The 19756-nt window shown below is 67.9% G+C and carries 19 protein-coding genes; 5 read left to right on the top strand and 14 right to left on the bottom strand.

The genetic code is table 11. The features are described from left to right. Positions 1 to 138: 138 nt before the first annotated feature. From dcp to arfB, 3 genes are all read right to left on the bottom strand, one after another. Positions 139 to 2295: a peptidyl-dipeptidase Dcp gene (dcp, locus tag FJU31_RS13885; RefSeq protein ID WP_150455275.1), complete on the bottom strand. Its 2157-nt coding sequence runs from the start codon at positions 2293 to 2295 to the stop codon at positions 139 to 141. A gap of 111 nt (positions 2296 to 2406) precedes the next feature. Beyond that, positions 2407 to 3009 (bottom strand): lysophospholipid acyltransferase family protein, encoded by a 603-nt coding sequence (locus tag FJU31_RS13880; protein ID WP_150455274.1) that lies wholly within the window; start codon positions 3007 to 3009, stop codon positions 2407 to 2409. A gap of 4 nt (positions 3010 to 3013) precedes the next feature. After that, positions 3014 to 3445, bottom strand: coding sequence for an alternative ribosome rescue aminoacyl-tRNA hydrolase ArfB (gene arfB / locus FJU31_RS13875; protein ID WP_108767332.1), 432 nt, complete (start codon positions 3443 to 3445; stop codon positions 3014 to 3016). Positions 3446 to 3579: 134 nt separating this feature from the next. On the opposite strand from arfB, the gene FJU31_RS13870 reads away from it, so the two are divergent. Beyond that, positions 3580 to 4107, top strand: coding sequence for a DUF2059 domain-containing protein (locus FJU31_RS13870; protein WP_150455273.1), 528 nt, complete (start codon positions 3580 to 3582; stop codon positions 4105 to 4107). Between the two features lie 116 nt (positions 4108 to 4223). On the opposite strand, the gene FJU31_RS13865 is transcribed toward FJU31_RS13870, so the two are convergent. The 4 genes from FJU31_RS13865 to FJU31_RS13850 all read right to left on the bottom strand — a co-directional run bounded on the left by FJU31_RS13865 (position 4224) and on the right by FJU31_RS13850 (position 7927). Further along, on the bottom strand, positions 4224 to 4958 hold the full coding sequence (locus FJU31_RS13865; protein WP_150455272.1) for a pseudouridine synthase: 735 nt from the start codon (positions 4956 to 4958) through the stop codon (positions 4224 to 4226). Positions 4959 to 5055: 97 nt separating this feature from the next. After that, the gene (locus FJU31_RS13860) at positions 5056 to 5643 is read right to left on the bottom strand and encodes an O-methyltransferase (protein ID WP_150455271.1); all 588 of its coding nucleotides are present in this window, start codon (positions 5641 to 5643) and stop codon (positions 5056 to 5058) included. Beyond that, positions 5640 to 7295 (bottom strand): ubiquinone biosynthesis regulatory protein kinase UbiB, encoded by a 1656-nt coding sequence (gene ubiB, locus FJU31_RS13855; RefSeq protein WP_150455270.1) that lies wholly within the window; start codon positions 7293 to 7295, stop codon positions 5640 to 5642. The genes FJU31_RS13860 and ubiB overlap by 4 nt, the downstream gene beginning before the upstream one ends. Next, complete coding sequence (locus FJU31_RS13850) at positions 7292 to 7927, bottom strand: ubiquinone biosynthesis accessory factor UbiJ (protein WP_150455269.1); 636 nt, start codon at positions 7925 to 7927, stop codon at positions 7292 to 7294. The genes ubiB and FJU31_RS13850 overlap by 4 nt, the downstream gene beginning before the upstream one ends. Positions 7928 to 8100: 173 nt before the next feature. Between FJU31_RS13850 and ddlA the strand changes: the two genes are divergently transcribed. Next, the gene (gene ddlA, locus FJU31_RS13845; protein WP_150455268.1) at positions 8101 to 9186 is read left to right on the top strand and encodes a D-alanine--D-alanine ligase; all 1086 of its coding nucleotides are present in this window, start codon (positions 8101 to 8103) and stop codon (positions 9184 to 9186) included. 108 nt (positions 9187 to 9294) lie between these two features. On the opposite strand, the gene FJU31_RS13840 is transcribed toward ddlA, so the two are convergent. From FJU31_RS13840 to oleC, 3 genes are all read right to left on the bottom strand, one after another. Further along, positions 9295 to 9450, bottom strand: a complete 156-nt coding sequence (locus tag FJU31_RS13840) for a DUF1328 domain-containing protein (RefSeq protein WP_005407633.1) — start codon at positions 9448 to 9450, stop codon at positions 9295 to 9297. Positions 9451 to 9571: 121 nt separating this feature from the next. Continuing rightward, complete coding sequence (gene oleD, locus FJU31_RS13835; protein ID WP_150455267.1) at positions 9572 to 10558, bottom strand: 2-alkyl-3-oxoalkanoate reductase; 987 nt, start codon at positions 10556 to 10558, stop codon at positions 9572 to 9574. After that, positions 10555 to 12213: an olefin beta-lactone synthetase gene (gene oleC / locus FJU31_RS13830; RefSeq protein ID WP_150455266.1), complete on the bottom strand. Its 1659-nt coding sequence runs from the start codon at positions 12211 to 12213 to the stop codon at positions 10555 to 10557. Before oleC ends, oleD begins: the two co-directional genes overlap by 4 nt. A gap of 104 nt (positions 12214 to 12317) precedes the next feature. Here oleC and FJU31_RS13825 point away from each other — a divergent pair, with 104 nt between their 5' ends. Beyond that, positions 12318 to 12689: a YkgJ family cysteine cluster protein gene (locus FJU31_RS13825; protein ID WP_108767324.1), complete on the top strand. Its 372-nt coding sequence runs from the start codon at positions 12318 to 12320 to the stop codon at positions 12687 to 12689. Between the two features lie 89 nt (positions 12690 to 12778). Here the strand turns inward: FJU31_RS13825 and FJU31_RS13820 are convergent, their stop codons facing one another. From FJU31_RS13820 to FJU31_RS13805, 4 genes are all read right to left on the bottom strand, one after another. After that, positions 12779 to 13669, bottom strand: coding sequence for an alpha/beta fold hydrolase (locus FJU31_RS13820; RefSeq protein ID WP_150455265.1), 891 nt, complete (start codon positions 13667 to 13669; stop codon positions 12779 to 12781). A 128-nt stretch (positions 13670 to 13797) separates the two neighbouring features. Continuing rightward, positions 13798 to 14814 carry a 3-oxoacyl-ACP synthase III gene (locus FJU31_RS13815; RefSeq protein ID WP_150455264.1) on the bottom strand — a complete coding sequence of 339 codons (1017 nt, stop codon included), beginning with the start codon at positions 14812 to 14814 and terminating at the stop codon, positions 13798 to 13800. A gap of 101 nt (positions 14815 to 14915) precedes the next feature. After that, positions 14916 to 15233, bottom strand: coding sequence for a DUF4156 domain-containing protein (locus FJU31_RS13810; RefSeq protein ID WP_108767322.1), 318 nt, complete (start codon positions 15231 to 15233; stop codon positions 14916 to 14918). A gap of 203 nt (positions 15234 to 15436) precedes the next feature. Next, the gene (locus tag FJU31_RS13805) at positions 15437 to 18286 is read right to left on the bottom strand and encodes a M16 family metallopeptidase (RefSeq protein ID WP_150455263.1); all 2850 of its coding nucleotides are present in this window, start codon (positions 18284 to 18286) and stop codon (positions 15437 to 15439) included. A 405-nt stretch (positions 18287 to 18691) separates the two neighbouring features. Between FJU31_RS13805 and FJU31_RS13800 the strand changes: the two genes are divergently transcribed. Then, entirely contained in the window at positions 18692 to 19168 is a 477-nt protein-coding gene (locus tag FJU31_RS13800) for an XAC0231 family protein (protein WP_150455262.1), read from the top strand. A 71-nt stretch (positions 19169 to 19239) separates the two neighbouring features. Next, positions 19240 to 19719: a tRNA (cytidine(34)-2'-O)-methyltransferase gene (locus tag FJU31_RS13795; protein WP_150455261.1), complete on the top strand. Its 480-nt coding sequence runs from the start codon at positions 19240 to 19242 to the stop codon at positions 19717 to 19719. Positions 19720 to 19756: the final 37 nt, after the last annotated feature.

Here is a 19756-nt window from a genome sequence, read left to right as displayed (position 1 = left end):
CTTCTGTAGAGTCGAGCCATGCTCGACTGCGCTGGAAAAGCAGTCGAGCATGGCTCGACTCTACACAACGGCCAGTCGAGCATGGCTCGACTCTACACAAAGAAAAACGGCGGGGTTGCCCCCGCCGTTTTCTATTTCTTATTTCAGCCCGCGGAACTTCAGCAGCGGTTCCACCGACGGGTCCTTGCCGCGGAAATCGCGGTACAGGGTCGACAGTTCCACGCTGTTGCCGCGCGAGAGGATCTTGTCGCGGAACTCCTGGCCGTTGGCCGCCGTCAGGCCACCGTGTTCGGTGAACCACTGGTAGGCGTCATGGTCCAGCACTTCGGCCCAGAAGTAGGCGTAGTAACCGGCCGAGTAGCCGCCGCCCCAGATGTGGTCGAAGTAGGTGGTGCGGTAACGCGGCGGCACCTGCGGCAGGTCGACCTTGAACTTCTTCAGCGCGCTGGCTTCGAAGGCGCCCACATCCTGCAGCGGGGCATCGGCCTTCTGCGTGTGCCAGGCCAGGTCAAGCAGTGCGGCCGACAGGTACTCGGTGGTCGCGTAGCCCTGGTTGAAGCTGCGTGCCTTGAGGATCTTGTCGACCAGTTCCTGCGGCATCGCTTCGCCGGTCTTGTAGTGCTTGGCGTAGTGGGCGAAGACCTTCGGGTCCAGCGCCCAGTGCTCGTTGAACTGCGAGGGGAACTCGACGAAATCGCGCGAGGTAGCGGTGCCGGCGATCGACGGGTACTTCACGTTCGAGAACATGCCATGCAGGGCGTGGCCGAACTCATGGAACATGGTGGTGACGTCGTCGAAGCTGATCAGCGCAGGCTGGCCATCGGCCGGCTTGGTGAAGTTGCAGACGTTGTAGACCACCGGCTTGGCACCGGTCAGGCCGTCCTGCTCGACGAACACGTCCATCCAGGCGCCGCCGGACTTGGTGTCACGCTTGAAGTAGTCGGTGTAGAACAGGGCCAGCGAGGTGCCGTCCTTGTCGAACACTTCGTACACCTTCATGTCCGGGTTGTAGGTCGGAATGTCGGTGCGCGGCTTGAAGGTGATGCCGTACAGCTGGGTGGCGGCGTAGAAGACGCCGTTCTGCAGCACGTTGTCCAGTTCGAAGTACGGCTTGACCTGCGATTCGTCCAGGTCGTACTTGGCCTTGCGCACCTGCTCGGCGTAGAAGTCCCAATCCGAAGCGGCAACCTGGAAGCCACCCTTCTGGGCGTTGATCACCTTCTGGATCTCACCAGCTTCGGCACGGGCCTTGGCGGTGGCGGCCGGCACGGTGTCGGTCAGCAGCTTCAGCGCCGCAGCCGGGGTCTTGGCCATCTGGTCGCCCAGCTGGTAGTCGGCGAAGGTCTCGAAGCCAAGCAGCTTGGCCTTCTGCGCACGCAGCTGGGCCAGGCGCTGCACGGTCTCGCGGGTGTCGTTCTTGTCGCCACGCTCGGCACGGGTTTCCGAGGCCTTCAGCACGGCAGCGCGCTGGTCGCGGTCGCTCAGCGAACCGAGCACCGGCTGCTGCGTGGTGTTCTGCAGCGGCAGCACGAACTTGCCATCCAGCTTGCGATCCTTGGCGGCGTTGGCCGCGTTGTTGATCGCGTTCTCATCCAGTCCAGCCAGCTTGGCCTTGTCGTCGACGACCACGGCCGCAGCGGCGGTCGCGGCCACCAGGCGGGTGTGGAACTGGGTGGAGAGGGTGGTCTCTTCCACGTTGAGCTTGCGCAGGCTCGCCTTGTCGGCGTCGGACAGCTGCGCGCCAGCGCGCACCAGACCGTCGTAGTAATGCTCGACCAGGCGCTTCTGCACCGGGTCCAGCTCCAGCGTGTCACGCTGGTCGTACAGCGACTTCACGCGGACGAACAGCTTCGGGTCGAGGTTGATCTCGTCCTGGTGCGCGGCCAGCTTCGGGGCGATGTCTTCCTGGATCTTCTGGCGCGCTTCGGTGCCATCGGCCTGGACCAGGCCGAAGAAGATGCGCGACACGCGGTTCAGGGTCTCGCCGCTGCGCTCCATCGCCACGATGGTGTTGTCGAAGGTGGCCGGCTCGGCGTTGTCGGCGATCTTGCGGACTTCGGCCAGATGCTGGCGCATGCCTTCTTCGAAGGCCGGCGTGTAGTCGCTGTCCTTGATCTTGTCGAACTGCGGCGCCTGGAACGGCAGCGTGCTGGCGCTCAGCAGCGGGTTGGTGGAGGCTTCGGCCGGCTGCTGGGCCGGGGCTTTCTGTGCTTCGGACACGGGGGTGGACTCCTTGCCGGAACAGGCCGCCAGCGCCAGGCTGATGGCGGCGGCCAGGACTACGGTACGCGACATGTAAAACGCTCCTTGGGCGGACGGTATGGGATACCAGCCCTCCACCCTACTCCTGTCGCGCTCGCCCGGCATGTGCCGGACATGGCGCCTCGGTTGCCGGCCGTGGCCGGCTCAGACCGTGCCGCGGGTCTTGCCCATCCAGGGCCGGTAGAACTCACGGATGGCGGCCATGTCGGCGGCATCATCGCCGGTCGGCTGGAACAGCGGGCCGATGCCGATGGTTTTTTCCGGGTAGTGGAAATAGGCGGCCAGGATCGGCACGTCGGCCATCCGCGCGATCTTCAGGAAGCCGGCCTTCCAGTCCTTCACGGCCTTGCGGGTGCCTTCGGGGGTAATGGCAAACCACATCTTCTCGTTGTTGCGCAGCAGGTCCACGGCCTGGCCGACGGTGCCCTGCGGCGCGCTGCGGTCCAGCGGGATCACGCCCAGCGTGTGCAGCAGGGGGCCCAGCGGCCACCAGAACAGCGAGGCCTTGCCCAGCACCTTCACCTTCATGCCCAGCGCGATCTTGGCCGCCATGCCCCACAGGCCATCCCAGTTGGACGAATGCGGGGCGATGATGAAGACCACCCTGGGAACGTTGGGCAGGGTGCCGACCACCTTCCAGCCCCCCACACGCAGGGTGCAGCGTGCCAGCCAGCGCAGGAAGGCGTTGGGTTTGACCTGCGGCATCTGCGGCGGCACGGCCGGCAGCAATGAAGTCGGCTTGTTCAAGCAATCACTCCCAGTCACGTGATGAGCGACCGCGCTTGATCTGCGCGCGCCCGCGTTTGGCGTCCAGACGACGCAGTTTCGACCCGTGGGTCGGCTTGGTGGCCTTGCGTGGTTTGGGCACGCTCAACCCGGCCTGGATGAAGGCCGCCAGCCGCTCGCGCGCATCCTCGCGATTGCGATCCTGGGTCCGGAACCGTTGCGCGTCGATGACCAGCACGCCTTCGCCGGTCATCCGCCGGTCGCGCCGCGCCAGCAGGCGCTCACGCAACGGGTCGGGCAACGAGGGCGAGTTGGCCACGTCGAAACGCAGTTCCACCGCAGTGGAAACCTTGTTGACGTTCTGCCCGCCGGCACCACTGGCACGCACGAACCGCTCGACGATCTCGCCGTCGGGGATTTCAAGCTGCGCGCTGATGGTGACCGGTCCACTGCCCATCCGCGCATTGTAGCGGCAGCGGCGTTGCCGTGGCCGTCATCGCGCGCCGTATGCCGCCGATCAGGCACCGAACACGTCGCCTTCGCCTGTGCAGCGGGTATGCTGGCCATCCCATGTACCGCAGGAAGCTTCGCATGACCCGCTTCATTCCCGCCCTGTCCACCGTCCTGCGCCGTACCGTGCTGCTGCTGGCACTGGCAGCGGCCAGCGCGCCGGCCCTGGCCGCGGCGCCCACCGACGCCGACATCAACCGCCTGCTGGCCGCCTCGCGTGCGCAGAGCATGCTGGACGGCATGCTGCCGCAGCTGGAGACGATGCAGCGCCAGCAGTTCGAGGACATCGCGCAGCAGCGCCAGCTGACCCCGCAGCAGACCGAACAGCTGCAGCGCATGCAGCAGCGCACCACCGCCACCCTGACCAAGGCGCTGTCCTGGCAGCAGCTGCGGCCGATGTACGTGGATCTCTACAAGAAGAGCTTCAGCAAGGAAGACGTGCTGGCGATGGCCGAGTTCTACGAGAGCTCGGCCGGGCAGAGCCTGCTGGACAAGACCCCGCTGCTGATGCAGAACGTGATGATCGCCATCCAGGAAAAGATGAAGCCGCTGATGGCCGACCTGGAGAAGGACATGCAGGCGATCCTCAACGAGCCGGAAACCAAGTGAGGCGGTAGCGCCGGGCCATGCCCGGCGAGCGCGCAGCGCGGCCGTTTCGGCTGGATGGGGTCGGAGCCCTTTCCCTGCAGGAAAGGGATCCGACCCCGCACGCGACCCCGGGAACGTCAGGCGACCTGCCAGCCGAACAGATCCAGGGCCTTCCGGAATTCATCGTCCACCGGCGCGCGCACGTCCACTGTGCCGCCGGGGTGCGGGAAACGCAGGCGTTCGGCGTGCAGCAGCATGCGGTGCACGCCCTGCATGCGGAAATTGCGGTTGTGGCGGCCATCACCGTGGCTGGTATCGCCGATCAGGTGATGCGAGAGGTGCTTGAGGTGGCGACGGATCTGCCGGAAGCGGCCGGTCTGCGGCTGGCAGCGCAGCAGCGCATAGCGCGAACTGGCGAAGTCGCCCACCGGCACCGACAGTTCGCCGGTGGCCAAGCGCTGGAAATCGGTCACCGCTGGCTTCTTCACCGGCTTGCCGGGGCCGCCGTCCAGGTCATGGTCGACCTGCCAGGCCTCCTCGGCCGGCCAACCACGGCAGATGGCCAGGTAATCCTTGCTCACCTCGCCGCCCATCAGCGCCTTGCCCAGCACGCTGGCGGTCTCGCGATCGAAGGCCAGCAGCAGGCAGCCGCTGGTGGCGCGGTCCAGGCGGTGCACCAGGAAGATCGGCCGGCCCAACTGCTCGCGCAGGCGATCGGCGAGGAAATCGTCTTCGCCACGGGCCAGCTTGCTGTCATGGACCATCAGACCGGCCGGCTTGTTGACCACGGCCAGACGCTCGTCCAGGTGCAGCAGCTGCAGGGGGGCGGTTTCGATCTCGACCGCGGCGAGGGTGTCAGGTTCGGTGCTCACCGCGCGATTATAAGGGCGCCCCCTCCCCTGTAGAGCCGAGCCCATGCTCGGCTGCCAAGAAGCAGCCGAGCATGGGCTCGGCTCTACAAAGGGGTGCTCAGCTGTTGCGCACGGCCAGCAGTTCGCCGTTGCCCACCGGTACCAGGCTGGTGCTGACGTCCGCGTCGGCATCCAGCAGCGCGCGCAGCGGTTCCATCTGGGCGGCGTGCGAGGTGGCGTTGTCGACCACCAGCATGCCGCCGGGGCGCAGCACGCGACGCAGCTGCGGCCACCAGCCGGCGTACTGTTCGCGGTCCGAATCGAGGAACAGCAGGTCGATGCTGGCATCGGCGGCGCTGGCCAGCCATTGCCCCGCATCACCGTGCACCAGGTGGATGCACCCGGCCAGGCCGCTGCGTTCGAAATTCGCCTGCGCCAGCGCGATCTTGTCGGCGGCGTACTCCAGCGTGGTGACGTGGCCATTGATGGCTGCGGCGGCTTCAGCCAGCCATAGCGTGGAATATCCATTGGAGGTGCCGATTTCCAGCACCCGCCGCGCCTGGCCGAAGCGCACCAGCACCGACAGCAGCTCACCCGTGTCGGCGGTGATGTTCAGCATGCGCCGGCCGCGCTCGGTCTCGCGCGCATCGTTGGCCGCGCCGTGGCGGGCCAGTTCGCCCTTCAGCGCCTGCAGCGCCGTACTCATCGCCACCACGCGCGGGCCAGGGCGAAGGCACCCACCGCGGCCGCACCCAGGCTCAGCACCGGCAGGTCGCCCCAGTACCAGCCCGGCGGCTGCAGCACGTACATCAGCGTGGCGATGGCCAGCATGCCGACGCCGGTGATGGCGCCGACCGCGCGCTTCTGCAGGCGCTGCAGGCTGGCATCGAGGGTGACCAGGTCACGCGAGCGCATCGCCAGTTCGTGGCGGCCTTCCACCTGCTGGGTCAGCCAGGCATGCACCAGGCGCGGCATGTCCGGCGCGTGGGTCATGATTTCCGGCAGGCGCTTGCCGATCTCGCGTACGACCCGGCGCGGGCTGTAGCGCTCGCGCAGGATCTTCGCCAGCACCGGCTTGGCCACCGCCCAGATGTCGATCTGCGGATCCAGCTGGCGGCCCACGCCTTCGATGTTCAACAGGGTCTTCTGCAGCAGGATCAGCTGCGGCTGCAGGGTGAGCTGGTAGCGCTGGGCCACCCGGAACAGCTTCAGCAGCACCTCGGCCAGCGAGATCTGCGACAGCGGGCGGGTGAAGTACGGTTCGCACACCGACCGCACCGCTGCTTCCAGGTCGTCGATGCGCACGTTGTCCGGCATCCAGCGCGCCTGCACGTGCAGTTCGGCGATGCGGCGGTAATCGCGGTTGAAGATGGCCATGAAGTTCTCGGCCAGGTAGTACTGATCTTCCTGCGAGAGCTGGCCCATGATGCCGAAGTCCAGCGCGATGAAGCGCGGGTTGTCGCGGCGCGCCGGATCGGTGTCGACCCAGATGTTGCCGGCGTGCGCATCGGCGTGGAAGAAGTTGTCGCGGAACACCTGGGTGTAGAACACCCGCACGCCCTTGGCGGCCAGCGCCTTGCGGTCGATGCCGGCCTTGTCCAGCGCGGCGATGTCATCGGAGGGAATGCCCCACACCCGCTCCAGGGTCAGCGCGCGCTCGGCGGTGTGGCTCCAGATCACTTCCGGCACGTACAGGTCGTCGCTGTTTTCCCAGAAACGGCGCAGTACGCTGGCATTGGCGCCTTCGCGCTGCAGGTCCAGTTCGGCGGCCAGAGTGTTCTCGACCTCGGCCACCACTTCGCGCGGGCGGATCTTGTCGGCGCGCGGGTGGGTGCGCTCGACCAGCGCGGCCAGCGAATTGAGCAGGGCGATGTCGGCGTCGATCTGCTTCTCGATGCCCGGGCGCAGCACCTTCACCACCACCTGCCGGCCATCGGCGAGGGTCGCGGCATGCACCTGCGCGATCGACGCCGAGGCCAGCGGCTCGGTGTCGAAGCTGGCGAAGGCTTCGCTGACCGGCAGGCCCAGCGCTTCTTCAACGATGCGGCGCGCGGCGTCGCCATCGAAAGGCTTGACCCGGTCCTGCAGCAGGGTCAGTTCATTGGCCACGTCCGGCGGCACCAGGTCGCGGCGGGTGGACAGGATCTGGCCGAATTTGACGAAGATCGGGCCGAGGTCCTGCAGCGCCAAGCGCAGGCGTGCGCCACGCGACTGTGAGGCGATGTCGGCCGAGGCACGCGGCACGAACGGCTTGGCCAGGCGCAGCCAGCGCTCGGCCGGGGTGCCCTGCAGCAGGTCGTCGAGGCGGTAGCGCAGGATGATGCGGCCGATGCGGTTGGCCCGCAGCAGCGCCTTCATGCGACACCCCGCAGGCGCTGCACGCGTGCGCCGAGGCGCTCGACATCGTCACGCAACACGTCCACGTCGTCGTGGAAGGCATCCAGTTCGGCACGTGGGACCACGTCGCGCGACTCCTCGGTGATGAATTCGGCGGCGCTGTGGGCCAGATCGATGGCGCCCTTGCGCGCGTGCTGCAGGGCGCTGCGCAGGGTGTTGGCGACCTGCACGCCGAGCACCTCGCCGAACACGCTGACGAAGGGCTGCTGCCAGTCGGGGTCGAAGCCCTTGGCCAGCTGCTGCAGGCGACGCGCCAGTTCGGCATCGCCGGCCACGCGCACGCGGCCCTTGCCGTTGTCGCTGCTGCGGCGGGCGTTGGCCAGCAGCGGCAGCTGGGCGAGCACGCCGGCCAGGCTGCTGCGCACGGCCAGGTCGGCTTCCTGTGCATCCACCGGGCCGACGCGCAGCATGTCGCCATCGACGCTGATGCGCATCGCCAGCGACGGTGCGTCCAGGGTCAGGTCGATGTGGCGGCCGTGGAGGCTGGCCAGGGCGTGCCGGGTATCCGGATCCAGCGCCAGTGCGCGGTTCAGTGCGGTCTGCAGGGCACGGCCGGCGACTGGCTTGAGGGACGAGAGCAGGGAGAGAGCCATGGGTGCATTCTACCTGCGTGGGTGGTGGGCGGATGCAGGCAGGTTGCCGCGGTAGAGTCGACCGTTGGTCGACTGCCCTTCCGCGGCTGCCAGTCGACCAACGGTCGACTCTACCTTTCCCCGTGCCGCACGGCGGTTCATGCTGTGTAGCCTTGTTACACAGGACAACGCGCATGGCACGGACCCGGGTCGGGATCATTTTCGGGGGCATGTCCTCCGAGCACGAAGTGTCGCTGCAGTCGGCGAAGAACGTCCTCGATGCGCTCGATCGCGAGCGCTTCGAGCCGGTGCTGGTGGGCATCGACAAGCAGGGCCAGTGGCACCTCAGCCAGCCCGATACCTTCCTGATCAATGCCGATGATCCGGCGCGCATCGCGCTGCACCCTTCGGGCATGGCGCTGGCGGTGCGGCCCGGTGCCGGGCAGGCGCAGCTGCAGCCGGTGGATGCGTCCACCGCGCTGGGCCAGATCGATGTGGTGCTGCCCATCGTGCACGGGCCGCTGGGCGAGGATGGCGCGCTGCAGGGATTGCTGCGCATGGCCAACCTGCCCTTCGTCGGTTCGCCGGTGCTGGGTTCGGCGGCGGCGATGGACAAGGACGTCGCCAAACGGCTGCTGCGCGATGCGGGGCTGCCGGTGGCGCCGTGGGTGTGCATCCGTCGCCACGAGGCGGAGAGCGTGGACGTGCAGGCGTTGATCGCACAGCTGGGGCTTCCGCTGTTCGTCAAGCCGGCCAACCAGGGGTCGTCGGTGGGGGTCAGCAAGGTCAAGCAGGCCGGTGATTTCGCCGAAGCGCTGCAGCTGGCGCTGCGGCATGACCACAAGGTGCTGGTGGAATCGGCTGTGGTCGGCCGCGAGATCGAGTGCGCGGTGCTCGGCAACGACCTGCCGCAGGCCAGTGTCTGCGGCGAGGTGGTGGTGCACGACGAGTTCTATGCCTACGACACCAAGTACATCAACCCCGATGGGGCGGACGTGGTGGTGCCGGCGGCAATCGATGGCGATGCACAGGCGCGTATCCAGCAGATCGCGCTGCAGGCTTACCAGGTCCTGGAGTGTGCGGGCATGGCGCGGGTGGATGTGTTCCTCACCGCGGAGGGGCAGATCGTCATCAACGAGATCAACACCCTGCCCGGCTTCACCCGCATCAGCATGTACCCCAAACTGTGGGGCGCCAGCGGGTTGGGCTATACCGCCCTGATCACGCAGTTGATCGAACTGGCGCTGGAACGGCATGCGGCCGATCGGGCGCTGGTGTAACCCGCTTGACCCGCTCTCGTAGAGTCGAGCTCGCTCGACTGGTGTTGGGCAGTCGAGCATGGCTCGACTCTACGAGAAAGCGGGAAAAGCAGTCGAGCAAGCTCGACTTTACCCGCGCTTGCGGAACATCGAGATGACCGCAAGGATCAGGAAGACGACAAACAGGATCCAGGCGATGTTCGTGGCGGCACCGGCAATACCGGAGAAGCCGAGCACGGCGGCGATGATGGCGATGACAAAGAAGATGATGGCGTAATGCAGCATGGAGTTCCTCGCGGGTGGTCCGGCCGGTGTGGCGTTGGGTCCATCCTGCGGATCTGCCGGTGTGCAACCGGTGACGGCGATCTCTTCGGCTGATGAAGCCTTCAGCGCCGTGACGCTGCCGTCACGACGCGGCCTTTAGTCGGCGCAGCCCTTCTTCGATGCTCACCTGCGGCACGTAACCGAAATCGCGGCGCGCCGGTTCCATGCTGTACCAGTGCGGCGTGCACAGCTGTTCGGCCAGGAAGCGGGTCAGCGGCGGTTCGCCCGGCAGCCGCAGCAACGGCCACAGGCGCTCGCTGATCGCGCCGATGCGGTAGGCCGACTTGAAGCTGAGGGTCTTTTCCACCGCCGGTGCGCCGACCGCGGCCAGCAGCTTGTTGAGCAGCTCGCGCATCGGCAGCGGTTCGCCGTTGGAAATGAAGTAGGCCTTGCCGGCACACGCCGCGCCCGGCGCCAGCGCATCCAGGGCGAGGAAGTGCGCCAGCGCGGCGTTGTCGATGTAGGTGGTGTCGACCTTGTTGCTGCCATCGCCGACCAGGCGCAGGCGGCCCTGGCGGGCGCGCTGGGCCAGGCGCGGCACCAGCTGCTGGTCGCCCGGGCCCCAGATCAGCCGCGGGCGCAGCGCCACGGTGGCCAGCGTGGCGTCGTTGGCCGCCAGCACGCGCTGTTCGGCAATCGCCTTGGTCGCCGCATACGGCGCCTGGAAGTTCTCGCCGTAAGGCACTTCGTCCGCCCCCAGCCCTTCCACCGGATGGGTGGCGCGGTGGGTCACGCTTGGCGTGGACGTGTAGACCAGCTTGCCGATGCCGTGTGCGCGGCAGGCGGCGATGACATTGTCGGTGCCGACCACGTTGGCCTGGTGGTAGCTGTCGTAGCTGCCCCAGGCACCGGCCTTGGCGCCGTTGTGCAGCACCGCGTCGACGCCGGCCACGGCGTGCAGCACCGCCTGCGCATCGGCCAGGTCGCCGCGGATCTGGCCCACGCCCATCGCCTGCAGGTCCGGGTAGTGGCTGCGGTTGAAGGCCAGCACCTGGTGCCCACGTTCAAGCAGCCCGCGGCACAGCGCCTGGCCAAGGAAACCACCACCACCGGTGACCAGGATCTTCATGCGCGCTTCTCCAATTGGGCGCGGGCCCAGACGGCGAGCTTCTCGCGGCCGATCTTGGCGTTGTGACGGATATCGACGGGGAAGGCCGGATGCACCAGGAAGCGCTGCAGGCCGGCGTCGGCGGCGTGGGCGGCCGCATGCGCGCGCAGGGTCTGCTGCAGCGCCGGGCTGTCGGACTGGCCGCGCTGCAGCTCCACGCACAGCACCGGCACCTGCGCACCGGCAGCACCCACGCCCACCAGCGCGGTGCGGGCCACGCCGGGCACGGTGTTGAACACCGGCTCGAGCTGCTCGGTGTACAGCGGTCCGCGCGCGGTTTCCACGCGCTGGGTCTTGCGTCCACAGAACCACAGGCGGCCCTGCGCGTCGAAGTAGCCAACGTCGCCCATGCGATGGACCACGCGGGTGCTGCCATCGGCCAGGGTTTCGCGGATCTTCGCCGCAGCGGTGGCCTGCGGGCGGTTGAAGTAGGTATCGGTGGCGGTCGGCCCGGCCACGGTGATCTCGCCCACCTCGCCGGTGGCCAGCACGCGCGCCTGCGACCACTCGGGCAGCGGCGCATCGTCGATGGCGATGATGCGCACTTCGTTGGGCGCGACCACGCTGCCCACGCAGGTACCGGCACCAGCCTCGGTGGCGGCGCGGGTACGCTCCAGTTCGCGGCCTTCGACCACGGCCACTGGCAGGCATTCGGTGGCGCCGTAGGGCGTCCAGAACTGCGCGTCGACGGGCAGCAGGCGGCGGATGGTGGCCACCACGTCCGGCGGCACCGGCGCACCGGCCGAGGTCACCCGGCGCACCGTCGGCAGCGGCCGGCCGTGCTTGGCGAGCACCCGCATCAGCGCCGGCGAACCAAACAGCTGGGTCACCCCGAAGCGCTGGATGGCATCGTGCAGGCGCGCCGGGTCGGCCTGCGCCGGCCGGGTCGGGTCCATGTCCGGAATGACCGAGGTCAACCCCAGTGCCGGGTCGAACAGGGCGAACGGCGGGAAGGTCGGCAGGTCGACGCCGCCGGCCTCCATGCCGAAGGCGCTGCCCAGCAGCTGGATCTGGCCGACGAAGTGGCGGTGGCGGTAGACCACGCCCTTGGGCACGCCGGTGGAGCCGCTGGTGAACAGGATGGCGGCCATGTCCTCGCCATCGGTGGCGGCCAGCATCGGGCCGCCACTGGCACCGGCGCGCTCCAGCGCGGCCAGGGTGGTGCCGCCCCAGCCCAGGCGGCGGCCGACGGTGACCAGGCGGGTGGCCGACGGCGCCCAGCGCAGCGCCAGCCGCGCCACGTGGGCCAGCGGGATGCCGATGAAGGCCTCCGGCTGCGCTGCGTCCAGGCACTGCTTCAGCGCGCGCTTGTCGATGCCCGGGTCGACCAGCACCGGCACTGCGCCCAGCTTGAACAGGGCGAACATCAGCAGGAAGAACTCCGGCGAGGGCCGCACCATCACCACCGTGCGCACGCCGCGGCCGATGCCGTAGCCGGCCAGGCCGGCGGCCATGGCGTCGCTGCGGGCATCCAGCTGGCGGTAATCCAGGGTCACGTCGTAGGCGGCCATGCCGTTGCCGGCACTGCGGCGGCCGGGGCAACGGATGGCGATCTGGTCAGGGCGTTCGCGGGCCAGTTCAGGCAGCCGCGCCGCGATATTGCAGGGTTCGTTCATCCGTTCATTGTCGCCGCTTACGGAATTTCTTGCGCGGCCGCCCGCTTCGTGGAAAATCCGCAGCCTCGTTCCCGATTCCCACTGCCGCCCGAGGCGGCTTGCCCATGCAACATCCCTGCATGACCTGCGGCGCCTGCTGCACCCAGTACCGCGTGGCCTTCCACTGGATGGAATCGGACGAGGTCACCCCCGGCGGCGTGCCGCACCAGCTGACCGAAGTGCTGGACCCGCACCGCCTGTGCATGCGCGGCACGCACTCCAAGCCCGTGCGCTGCGTGGCGCTGGACGCGCAGATCGGCGTGTATTCGCGCTGCACCATCCACCCCAACCGGCCCAGCGTGTGCCGCGAGGTGGATGCGTCGTGGGAGTACGGCAAGGCCAGCCCGCAGTGCGACAAGGCGCGCATCGCCTATGGCCTGGACCCGCTGACCGCGGCGGACTGGGAAGGCGGCGACAACAACCCGATCGCGGCCTGAGGCCTGGATAGGGTCAGAGCCCTCTCTGCGAGAGGGATCCGACCCCGCATCCGGATCGCGACGTAGTGGTAGTGCCGGCCGCGGGTCGCTTACAGCGGGTTCGCGTCCAGGAAGGCGCGGATTTCCGGCACCAGCACTTCGTGCTTGTCTTCCAGCACGTAATGCCCGGCATCCTCGAAGGCATGCACCTGGGCCTTCGGCAGCGCGGCCTGGAAGCCCTTCAGGAAGTGGTGGTCGAACACGAAGTCGCGCAGGCCCCAGCCGATGAAGGCCGGGCAGTCGGCGAAGGACGGAAGCGCCTGGCCGGCGCGCTCCAGCAGCGACCACGCCTTGTCGGCCGGCGACAGCGGGATGTCCTGCATGAAGCGGATGGTGCTGATGCGGTTGGCGTAGCTGTTGTACGGCGACACGTAGGCGCGGCGCACGTCGGCCGGCATCTTCCGCTCCACGCCCAGCCACGAGGCCCCGGACGAGAAGGCGTTGAAGCTGCGGATGATCCACTCGCCGATCTTCCAGTGGCGGCCCAGCCCGATCTGCCACGGCATCTTCTTGGCCGCCGGCATCGGGAACGCGGCGGTGTTGAGCACCACCAGGCGCTTCACCTGCGCGTGGTGCGACAGCGCCCAGCCGAAGCCGATCATGCCGCCCCAGTCGTGCACGGCCAGGGTGACCGGGCCGGTGATAGCCAGGTGCTTCAGCAGCGCCTCCAGGTCATCCACGCGCGACTGCAGGGTGTACTCGTAGCGCTGGTCGTCGGGCTTGTCCGACAGGCCCATGCCGATGTGGTCCGGCACGATGCAGCGGTACTTGTCCGACAGGCCGGCCACCAGCGTGCGCCAGTAATAGCTCCACGACGGGTTGCCGTGCACCATCACCACCACCTCGCCATCGCGCGGGCCTTCGTCGAGATAGCTCATCGACAGGCCGGGACGGACCTCGAAACGCTGCGGGTGGGCGGGGTAACCGGGAAGATCGCGCATGCGGAGCACCTAGTGTGAATCGCGGCGCAGTGTAGAGCCGAGCCGATGCTCGGCTGCTCTCCGGTCAGGCCGCGGTGGAACCGCGCGGGGCGCGTGAGCCGAGCATGGGCTCGGCTCTACAGGAGGTCTTACCAGACCACTTCAGCCATCGAACAGTTCAGGCCCGAGCCGATGCCGAGCAGTGCGATGCGATCGCCCTTCTTCAGCTTGCCCAGCTGCTTGAGCTTGCTCAGCACGATCGGCACCGAGGCCGGGCCGATGTTGCCGTGCTCGCCGAAGATGGTCATGACCTTCTTCGGGTCGATGCCGAAGTTCTTGATGAACGCGGCGGTGTGCGGCTGGCTGACCTGGTGGATGACGAACTGGTCCAGTTCCTCCACGGCCCAGCCGAGGGCGATCCTGGCGGCGGCAAAGGTCTTCTGCGCCAGCTTGATGCCTTCGATCAGCAGCAGGCGCGTGTCGGTGACCATGCGGTCCAGGTTGCCCAGGCACAGCTGGTTCCACTCGGTGGCGGAGCGGGTCACGCCACCCTTGTAGCGCGGGGCGTCGGGCACCAGTTCCGAGCGCGCCATCACCATGGCGGCGGCACCCGAACCGGTGGTCAGGGCGGCCAGCTCGTTGCGGAAGTCGTCGGCGGTGACGTCCGGCGCGGTCATCCGCTCCAGGGTCTTTTCGTACACCAGGTTGGCGGTCTCGCCGTCCACCACCAGCGCGTAGTCGATGTCACCGCGCTCGAGCATGCGTGCGGCGATGTCCATGCCGTTGATGAAGGCCAGGCAGGCATTGGCGACATCGAAGGTCATGCACTCGTCGCTGACGCCGAGGTTGCCGGAGACGATGGAGGCCGTGGACGGCTCCAGGTAGTCGCGGCTGACCGAGGTGTTGACCAGCAGGCCGACCTGGCCGGCGGTGATGCCGGCGTCTTCCAGCGCCTTGCGGCCGGCCATGGTGGCAGCATCGGAGGCGAGGACGCCGTGGTCCCACAGGCGGCGGGCGTGGATGCCGGCGATATCGCCGAGCACGTCGGTGCGGATGCCGAGGCGATCCAACGTCGGCTGCAGCCGTTCGTTGATTTCCTTGGTCGTCAGCGTATGCGGCGCGTCGACGTGTGCCAGGCCGGCGATCGAGACATTCTTGAAGAGCATCGAGGTTAGCGCCAAGGCTCAGGCAAAAGGGGGCGCTATTCTATAACTCCGGGGCTTTAACCGCATCTTTACGAATTCAGCCTTGGCCGTATGGTGTCCGCTCAGCGCGGCGGGCACTGGAAGGCGGCGAAGCGCTGGCTGCCATCGGCCGGGGCCGCAGCGGCCTGCACGGCGTTGGCGCCGGCGCTGGGGGCCTCGTTGCGGGCCAGGGTTTCCAGCTCTTCCTGCACGCGCAGCGGGTTGCGGTTGTAGAAGCCGACCTTGCTCTTCACGGTCACCACGACCTCACCCTTGGTGATGCAACCCGCCGGCAGCGGGCCCGCCGGGAGCACGCGCACGGTCTTGCCGGCCGGTTCCATCGGCACCCAGGTGCAGGCCGTGACGGTGAGCAGCAGGGACGACAGCAGCAGAAGGCGCATGGGCAGATCCTGGGAGGGTATGGGGCGATTCTGCCTGAACAGCCTGAATCGGGGGTAGCCGGGAGTGGGGGCGGATCCCCCCGGTCGCGCCGGGCCATGCCCGGCGAGCGCGCAGCGCGGCCTCGCTGGCCGCCGAAAAACCGCCGGGCCTGGCCCGGCGCTACCACAGGAGGCCTGCCCGCCTGGGCGGGCAGGCACATTCCTTATTTCTTGACCGGGTTGCCTTCGGCATCGATCACGGTCACTTCGCCCAGCTTCAGCGCGCGCACGGCCGCTTCGGTCTGCTTGAGGTCACCCACCACCACCCAGGTCAAGCCCTGCGGCTTGATCGCGGCGGCGGCCTGCTGCACCTGCGCCGGGGTCATCGCCTCGATCTCGGCCTTGCGGCGCACCACGTAATCGTCCGGACGCTTGAACTGCACGATGCCGCCGATGGTCGAGGCCACCGCAGCGGCGGTCTCATAGGCGCCCGGCAGGCTCAGGGTCTGGATGTTGCGGATGCGGTTGACCTCGGCCTCGGTGGCCGGCTTGCTGCCATCGGCGAACTCGGCGATCTCCTTGCGCATTTCCGCCAGGGCCGGACCGGTCTTGTCGATCTGCACCGGCGCCATCGCCATCCACGGGCGCTGGCCCACGGTGCTGCTGGCGCTGGTACGGGCACCGTAGGACCAATGCTTGTCCTCGCGCAGGTTCATGTTCAGGCGCGAGGTGAAGTCGCCGCCGAGCACGCCGTTGGCGATGTCGAAGCGGGTCGAGCCGGTGTCGCTGGACGGCGCCACCACCTGGCCGGCGAACAGGTTGGCCTGCACCGCACCCGGCTGGTCGATCAGGAACACGCGCGGAGCGGTCGGCACGGCCACGGCGGTGCTGGCCTTGATGACCGGCGCATCGCCGCTGGCCTTCCAGTCGCCCAGCTGCTTGTCCAGCAGCGGCACGATCTCGGCCAGGGTGGTGTCACCGACCACGATCAGGGTGCCGTCCTGCGGGCGCAGCCAGTCGCGGTGGAAGTCGACCAGGTCTTCGCGGCCCAGGCTGGTGATCGCCGCTTCGTCACCGCTGCCGGTGAACGGAATGGCGTACGGGTGGCCCTTGCCGTACAGCAGAGGCGGCAGCACGCGCATGGCCACCGCGTTCGGGTTGACCTTCTCCTGCTTGATGCCGGCGATCCACGAGGCCTTGACCCGGTCGATCTCGCCCTGCTCGAAGCGCGGCTCGCGCAGCAGGTCGCGGTACAGCGCCAGCGACGGCACCAGGTTCTCCTTCAGTGCCGACAGGTCGACGGTCACCGAATCCAGGCCGGCGCCCGCGTCCAGGCTGGCGCCCAGCGCGTCGGCCGCATCGGCGAAGGCCAGCGAACCCCGCTTGCCGGCACCTTCGGTCATCAGGTTCATGGTGAAGTTGGCGGTGCCCGGCTTGCGGCCCTGGTCGGCGGTGAAGCCGCCCGGGAACTGGTAGCTGAACTGCACCACCGGAATCTCGTGGCGCTCGGCCAGCACCACGGTGGTGCCGTTCTTCAGGGTGGCGCGCTGCAGCGCCGGGAACTTCAGCTGCGGGAACTCGCGGGTCTGCGGCACGCCGGCCTTGCGGTCGACCTGTTCCGGCAGGGTGCTGTACTTGCTGTCCACGGCCGGCACGTTGAACGGCTTCGGCGTGGCCGAGGCTTCTTCCTGCAGCGCGACGCGCTCACCCGGCTCGACCACCAGGGTGTGGCTGCCCTTGTCCAGCCACTGCGCGCCCACGCGCTTGAGGTCGGCGGCGGTGGCCTTGTCGATGTTGGCCAGCGAGGTGCGGAAGCAGCCCGGGTCGCCGGTGTAGACCGCGCACTCGGCCAGCGCGTCGGCCTTGCCGCCGAAGCCACCGATGCGCTCGATGCCGCGGATGAAGCCGGCGCGGAAGCCGGTCTTGGCGCGCGACAGCTCGTCGGCGGTCGGGCCGTCCTTCAGCAGGCGCTCGATTTCCTCGTCAATGATCTTCTCGACCTGGGCCGGGTCCTGGCCCTGCTTCACGGTCGCCATGACCATGAAGTTGGAGCCCAGCTGCGAGCCGTAGGCACCGGCGCTGATGTTGTCGACCAGCTTGTCCTGGTGCTGCAGGCGCTGGCTCAGGCGCGAGGACTTGGCGCCACCAAGGATCTGCCCCAGCAGCTGCAGCTGGTCGATGTCGGTGGTGCCGACCTGGGCCACGTTCCAGGCGCGGTAGATGCGCGCCTGCGGCACCTTGTCGGTCATCACTTCACGGGTGTCGGCATCGCGCTTGGCGACGTCCACCTTCGGCTGGGCCATGGTCGGGCCGGCCGGGATGCTGCCGAAGTACTTGGCGGCCTTTTCCTTGGCGGTGGCCAGGTCGATGTCGCCGGCCAGCACCAGCACCGCGTTGTTGGGGCCGTACCAGGTGCGGAACCAGGTCTTGACGTCATCCAGCGAGGCGGCGTTGAGGTCGTTCATCGAACCGATGACGCTGTGGTGGTACGGGTGGCCGACCGGGTACAGCGAACGGTTGATCTTCTCCCACACCTGGCCATAGGGCTGGTTCTCGCCCTGTCGCTTCTCGTTCTGCACCACGCCGCGCTGCTCGTCCAGCGCCGCCTGGTCGATCGCACCGACCAGGTGGCCCATGCGGTCCGATTCCATCCACAGCGCCATGTCCAGGGCGGTGGTCGGCACGTTCTCGAAGTAGTTGGTGCGGTCGGTGTTGGTGGTGCCGTTCTGGCCGGTGGCACCCACCTGCTTGAAGGGCTCGAAGTACTCGCCGTCGTGGTTTTCGCTGCTCTGGAACATCAGGTGCTCGAACAGGTGCGCGAAACCGGTACGGCCGGCCGGCTCGTCCTTGCTGCCCACGTGGTACCAGATGTTGACCGCGACGATCGGCGCCTTGCGATCGGTATGCACGATCACGCGCAGGCCGTTGGGCAGGGTGAACTGCTCGAACGGGATATCGACCTTGGTGGCGGCGGCCGGCTTGGCCGCCAGTGCGGCGGTCGGCGCAAGCGTGCCGAGGGCGGTACTGAGGGCGACGGCCAGCAGCGCGGTGCGCGGGCGCAGTGCGAGAGACATTTCCGGATCCTTGGTCACGTTGGTGAATCGCGATCCTAGCGCGCGGGCGCGGCCGCCGGTATCGGCCACCAGTCACTGGGGGTATCCGCCACCCAGCGCCGTCAGGCCTGCCTTCCACACGGTCACGTGCAGCCGGATTCATCGTCCGGACAGTGTCCACGGCAGTTCGAACGGACAGGTGTACGCCCCGCGGACACTCCAGGCCGCAAATAAAACTCTTTTAAATCAATGGCATGAAGTTGGCACGGGGATTGCTCTGCTGTTCCTGCGCCAGGAAGGGCTTCAGATCCAAAATGACTGGATGCTGAACACAAGAAGGAGATTGAAAATTTTCCTTGCAAGCCCTGGACTGGTGTTCTACCTTACTACCACACCACCGCTCACCAACACTAAACAGGCCCCGTCATGAACGCCAAGACCATTGCCATCGCCATCGCCCTGATTGCCGGCACCGCGGTTGTTTCGTCGGTGCAGGCCTCCGAATCCATCAAGACCCTGTCCACCGTGCAGGTCCGCCCGGCCGCCGACCAGCTGGCCCAGCAGGCCTGGGAACAGGCCAGCGGCATCGTCACCCTCGCCACCGTGGAAGTGCGCCCCAGCGCCGACCAACTGGCCGAGCGCGACGGCTTCATCGCCGCCCCGGTCGCTGCCGCCCTGCCGATCACCACCCTGGCCGCCGTTGAAGTGCGCCCGAGCCTGGAACAGCGCGTGGCCCTGGCCGCCGAGCTGGAAGCCCAGCGCTACGCCGCCACCCTGGCTGCCGCCGCCACCAGCGTCGCCAACCAAGTCATCACCAACCTGCCGGCCCTGCAGGTACGCCCGAGTTCTGCCGATCTGCAGGCCCTGGCCACCGAAACCGCCCAGGTCCTGCTGCGCCCGTAAGTGGCGTCCGCCCTGCCCCGCGCAGGGCGTGCGCCCGTAATGGCGGCACCGGTCGCAGGTACACTGCAGCGATGAATGCCGCGCCCCTGTTCCACGTGATCCTGTTCCAGCCGGAAATCCCGCCCAACACGGGCAATGTGATCCGGCTCTGCGCCAACACCGGCGCGCAGCTGCACCTGGTCGAACCGCTCGGGTTCGCACTGGAAGACAAGCAGCTCAAGCGCGCCGGGCTGGACTACCACGAGTATTCGCGCCTGCAGGTGCACCCTGACCTGGATACCGCGCTGGCGCGCATCGCACCGAGGCGGCTGTTCGCCCTGAGTACCCGGGCCAGCGTGCGCTATGACAACGTGGCGTTCGAAGAAGGCGATGCCTTCCTGTTCGGGCCGGAAAGCCGCGGCCTGCCGCAGGACCTGCTCGATGCCCTGCCCGAAGGCCGCCGCCTGCGCCTGCCCATGCGCCCGGACAACCGCAGCCTCAATCTGTCCAACACCGTGGCCGTGGTGATGTACGAGGCCTGGCGCCAGCACGGGTTTGCCGGCGGCGCGTGAAAGAAAGCAGCCGAGCATGGGCTCGGCTCTACACGTA

This window comes from Stenotrophomonas cyclobalanopsidis, from assembly GCF_008710035.1.
GTDB classification, from domain to species: domain Bacteria; phylum Pseudomonadota; class Gammaproteobacteria; order Xanthomonadales; family Xanthomonadaceae; genus Stenotrophomonas; species Stenotrophomonas cyclobalanopsidis.
Note: the sequence above shows the minus strand (reverse complement) of the source record. Positions and strands in the feature narration are given on the sequence as shown.

Excerpts from the sequence above, each read along its gene's own strand:
- FJU31_RS13860 (WP_150455271.1), bottom strand. The coding sequence starts at position 5,643 with ATGAGTACGGCGCTGCAGGCGCTGAAGGGCGAACTGGCCCGCCACGGC.
- FJU31_RS13810 (WP_108767322.1), bottom strand. The coding sequence starts at position 15,233 with ATGCGCCTTCTGCTGCTGTCGTCCCTGCTGCTCACCGTCACGGCCTGC.
- ddlA (WP_150455268.1), top strand. The coding sequence starts at position 8,101 with ATGGCACGGACCCGGGTCGGGATCATTTTCGGGGGCATGTCCTCCGAG.
- oleD (WP_150455267.1), bottom strand. The coding sequence starts at position 10,558 with ATGAAGATCCTGGTCACCGGTGGTGGTGGTTTCCTTGGCCAGGCGCTG.
- FJU31_RS13820 (WP_150455265.1), bottom strand. The coding sequence starts at position 13,669 with ATGCGCGATCTTCCCGGTTACCCCGCCCACCCGCAGCGTTTCGAGGTC.
- FJU31_RS13795 (WP_150455261.1), top strand. The coding sequence starts at position 19,240 with ATGAATGCCGCGCCCCTGTTCCACGTGATCCTGTTCCAGCCGGAAATC.
- FJU31_RS13850 (WP_150455269.1), bottom strand. The coding sequence starts at position 7,927 with ATGGCTCTCTCCCTGCTCTCGTCCCTCAAGCCAGTCGCCGGCCGTGCC.
- arfB (WP_108767332.1), bottom strand. The coding sequence starts at position 3,445 with ATGGGCAGTGGACCGGTCACCATCAGCGCGCAGCTTGAAATCCCCGAC.
- oleC (WP_150455266.1), bottom strand. The coding sequence starts at position 12,213 with ATGAACGAACCCTGCAATATCGCGGCGCGGCTGCCTGAACTGGCCCGC.
- ubiB (WP_150455270.1), bottom strand. The coding sequence starts at position 7,295 with ATGAAGGCGCTGCTGCGGGCCAACCGCATCGGCCGCATCATCCTGCGC.
- FJU31_RS13840 (WP_005407633.1), bottom strand. The coding sequence starts at position 9,450 with ATGCTGCATTACGCCATCATCTTCTTTGTCATCGCCATCATCGCCGCC.
- FJU31_RS13825 (WP_108767324.1), top strand. The coding sequence starts at position 12,318 with ATGCAACATCCCTGCATGACCTGCGGCGCCTGCTGCACCCAGTACCGC.
- FJU31_RS13805 (WP_150455263.1), bottom strand. The coding sequence starts at position 18,286 with ATGTCTCTCGCACTGCGCCCGCGCACCGCGCTGCTGGCCGTCGCCCTC.
- dcp (WP_150455275.1), bottom strand. The coding sequence starts at position 2,295 with ATGTCGCGTACCGTAGTCCTGGCCGCCGCCATCAGCCTGGCGCTGGCG.
- FJU31_RS13870 (WP_150455273.1), top strand. The coding sequence starts at position 3,580 with ATGACCCGCTTCATTCCCGCCCTGTCCACCGTCCTGCGCCGTACCGTG.
- FJU31_RS13815 (WP_150455264.1), bottom strand. The coding sequence starts at position 14,814 with ATGCTCTTCAAGAATGTCTCGATCGCCGGCCTGGCACACGTCGACGCG.
- FJU31_RS13800 (WP_150455262.1), top strand. The coding sequence starts at position 18,692 with ATGAACGCCAAGACCATTGCCATCGCCATCGCCCTGATTGCCGGCACC.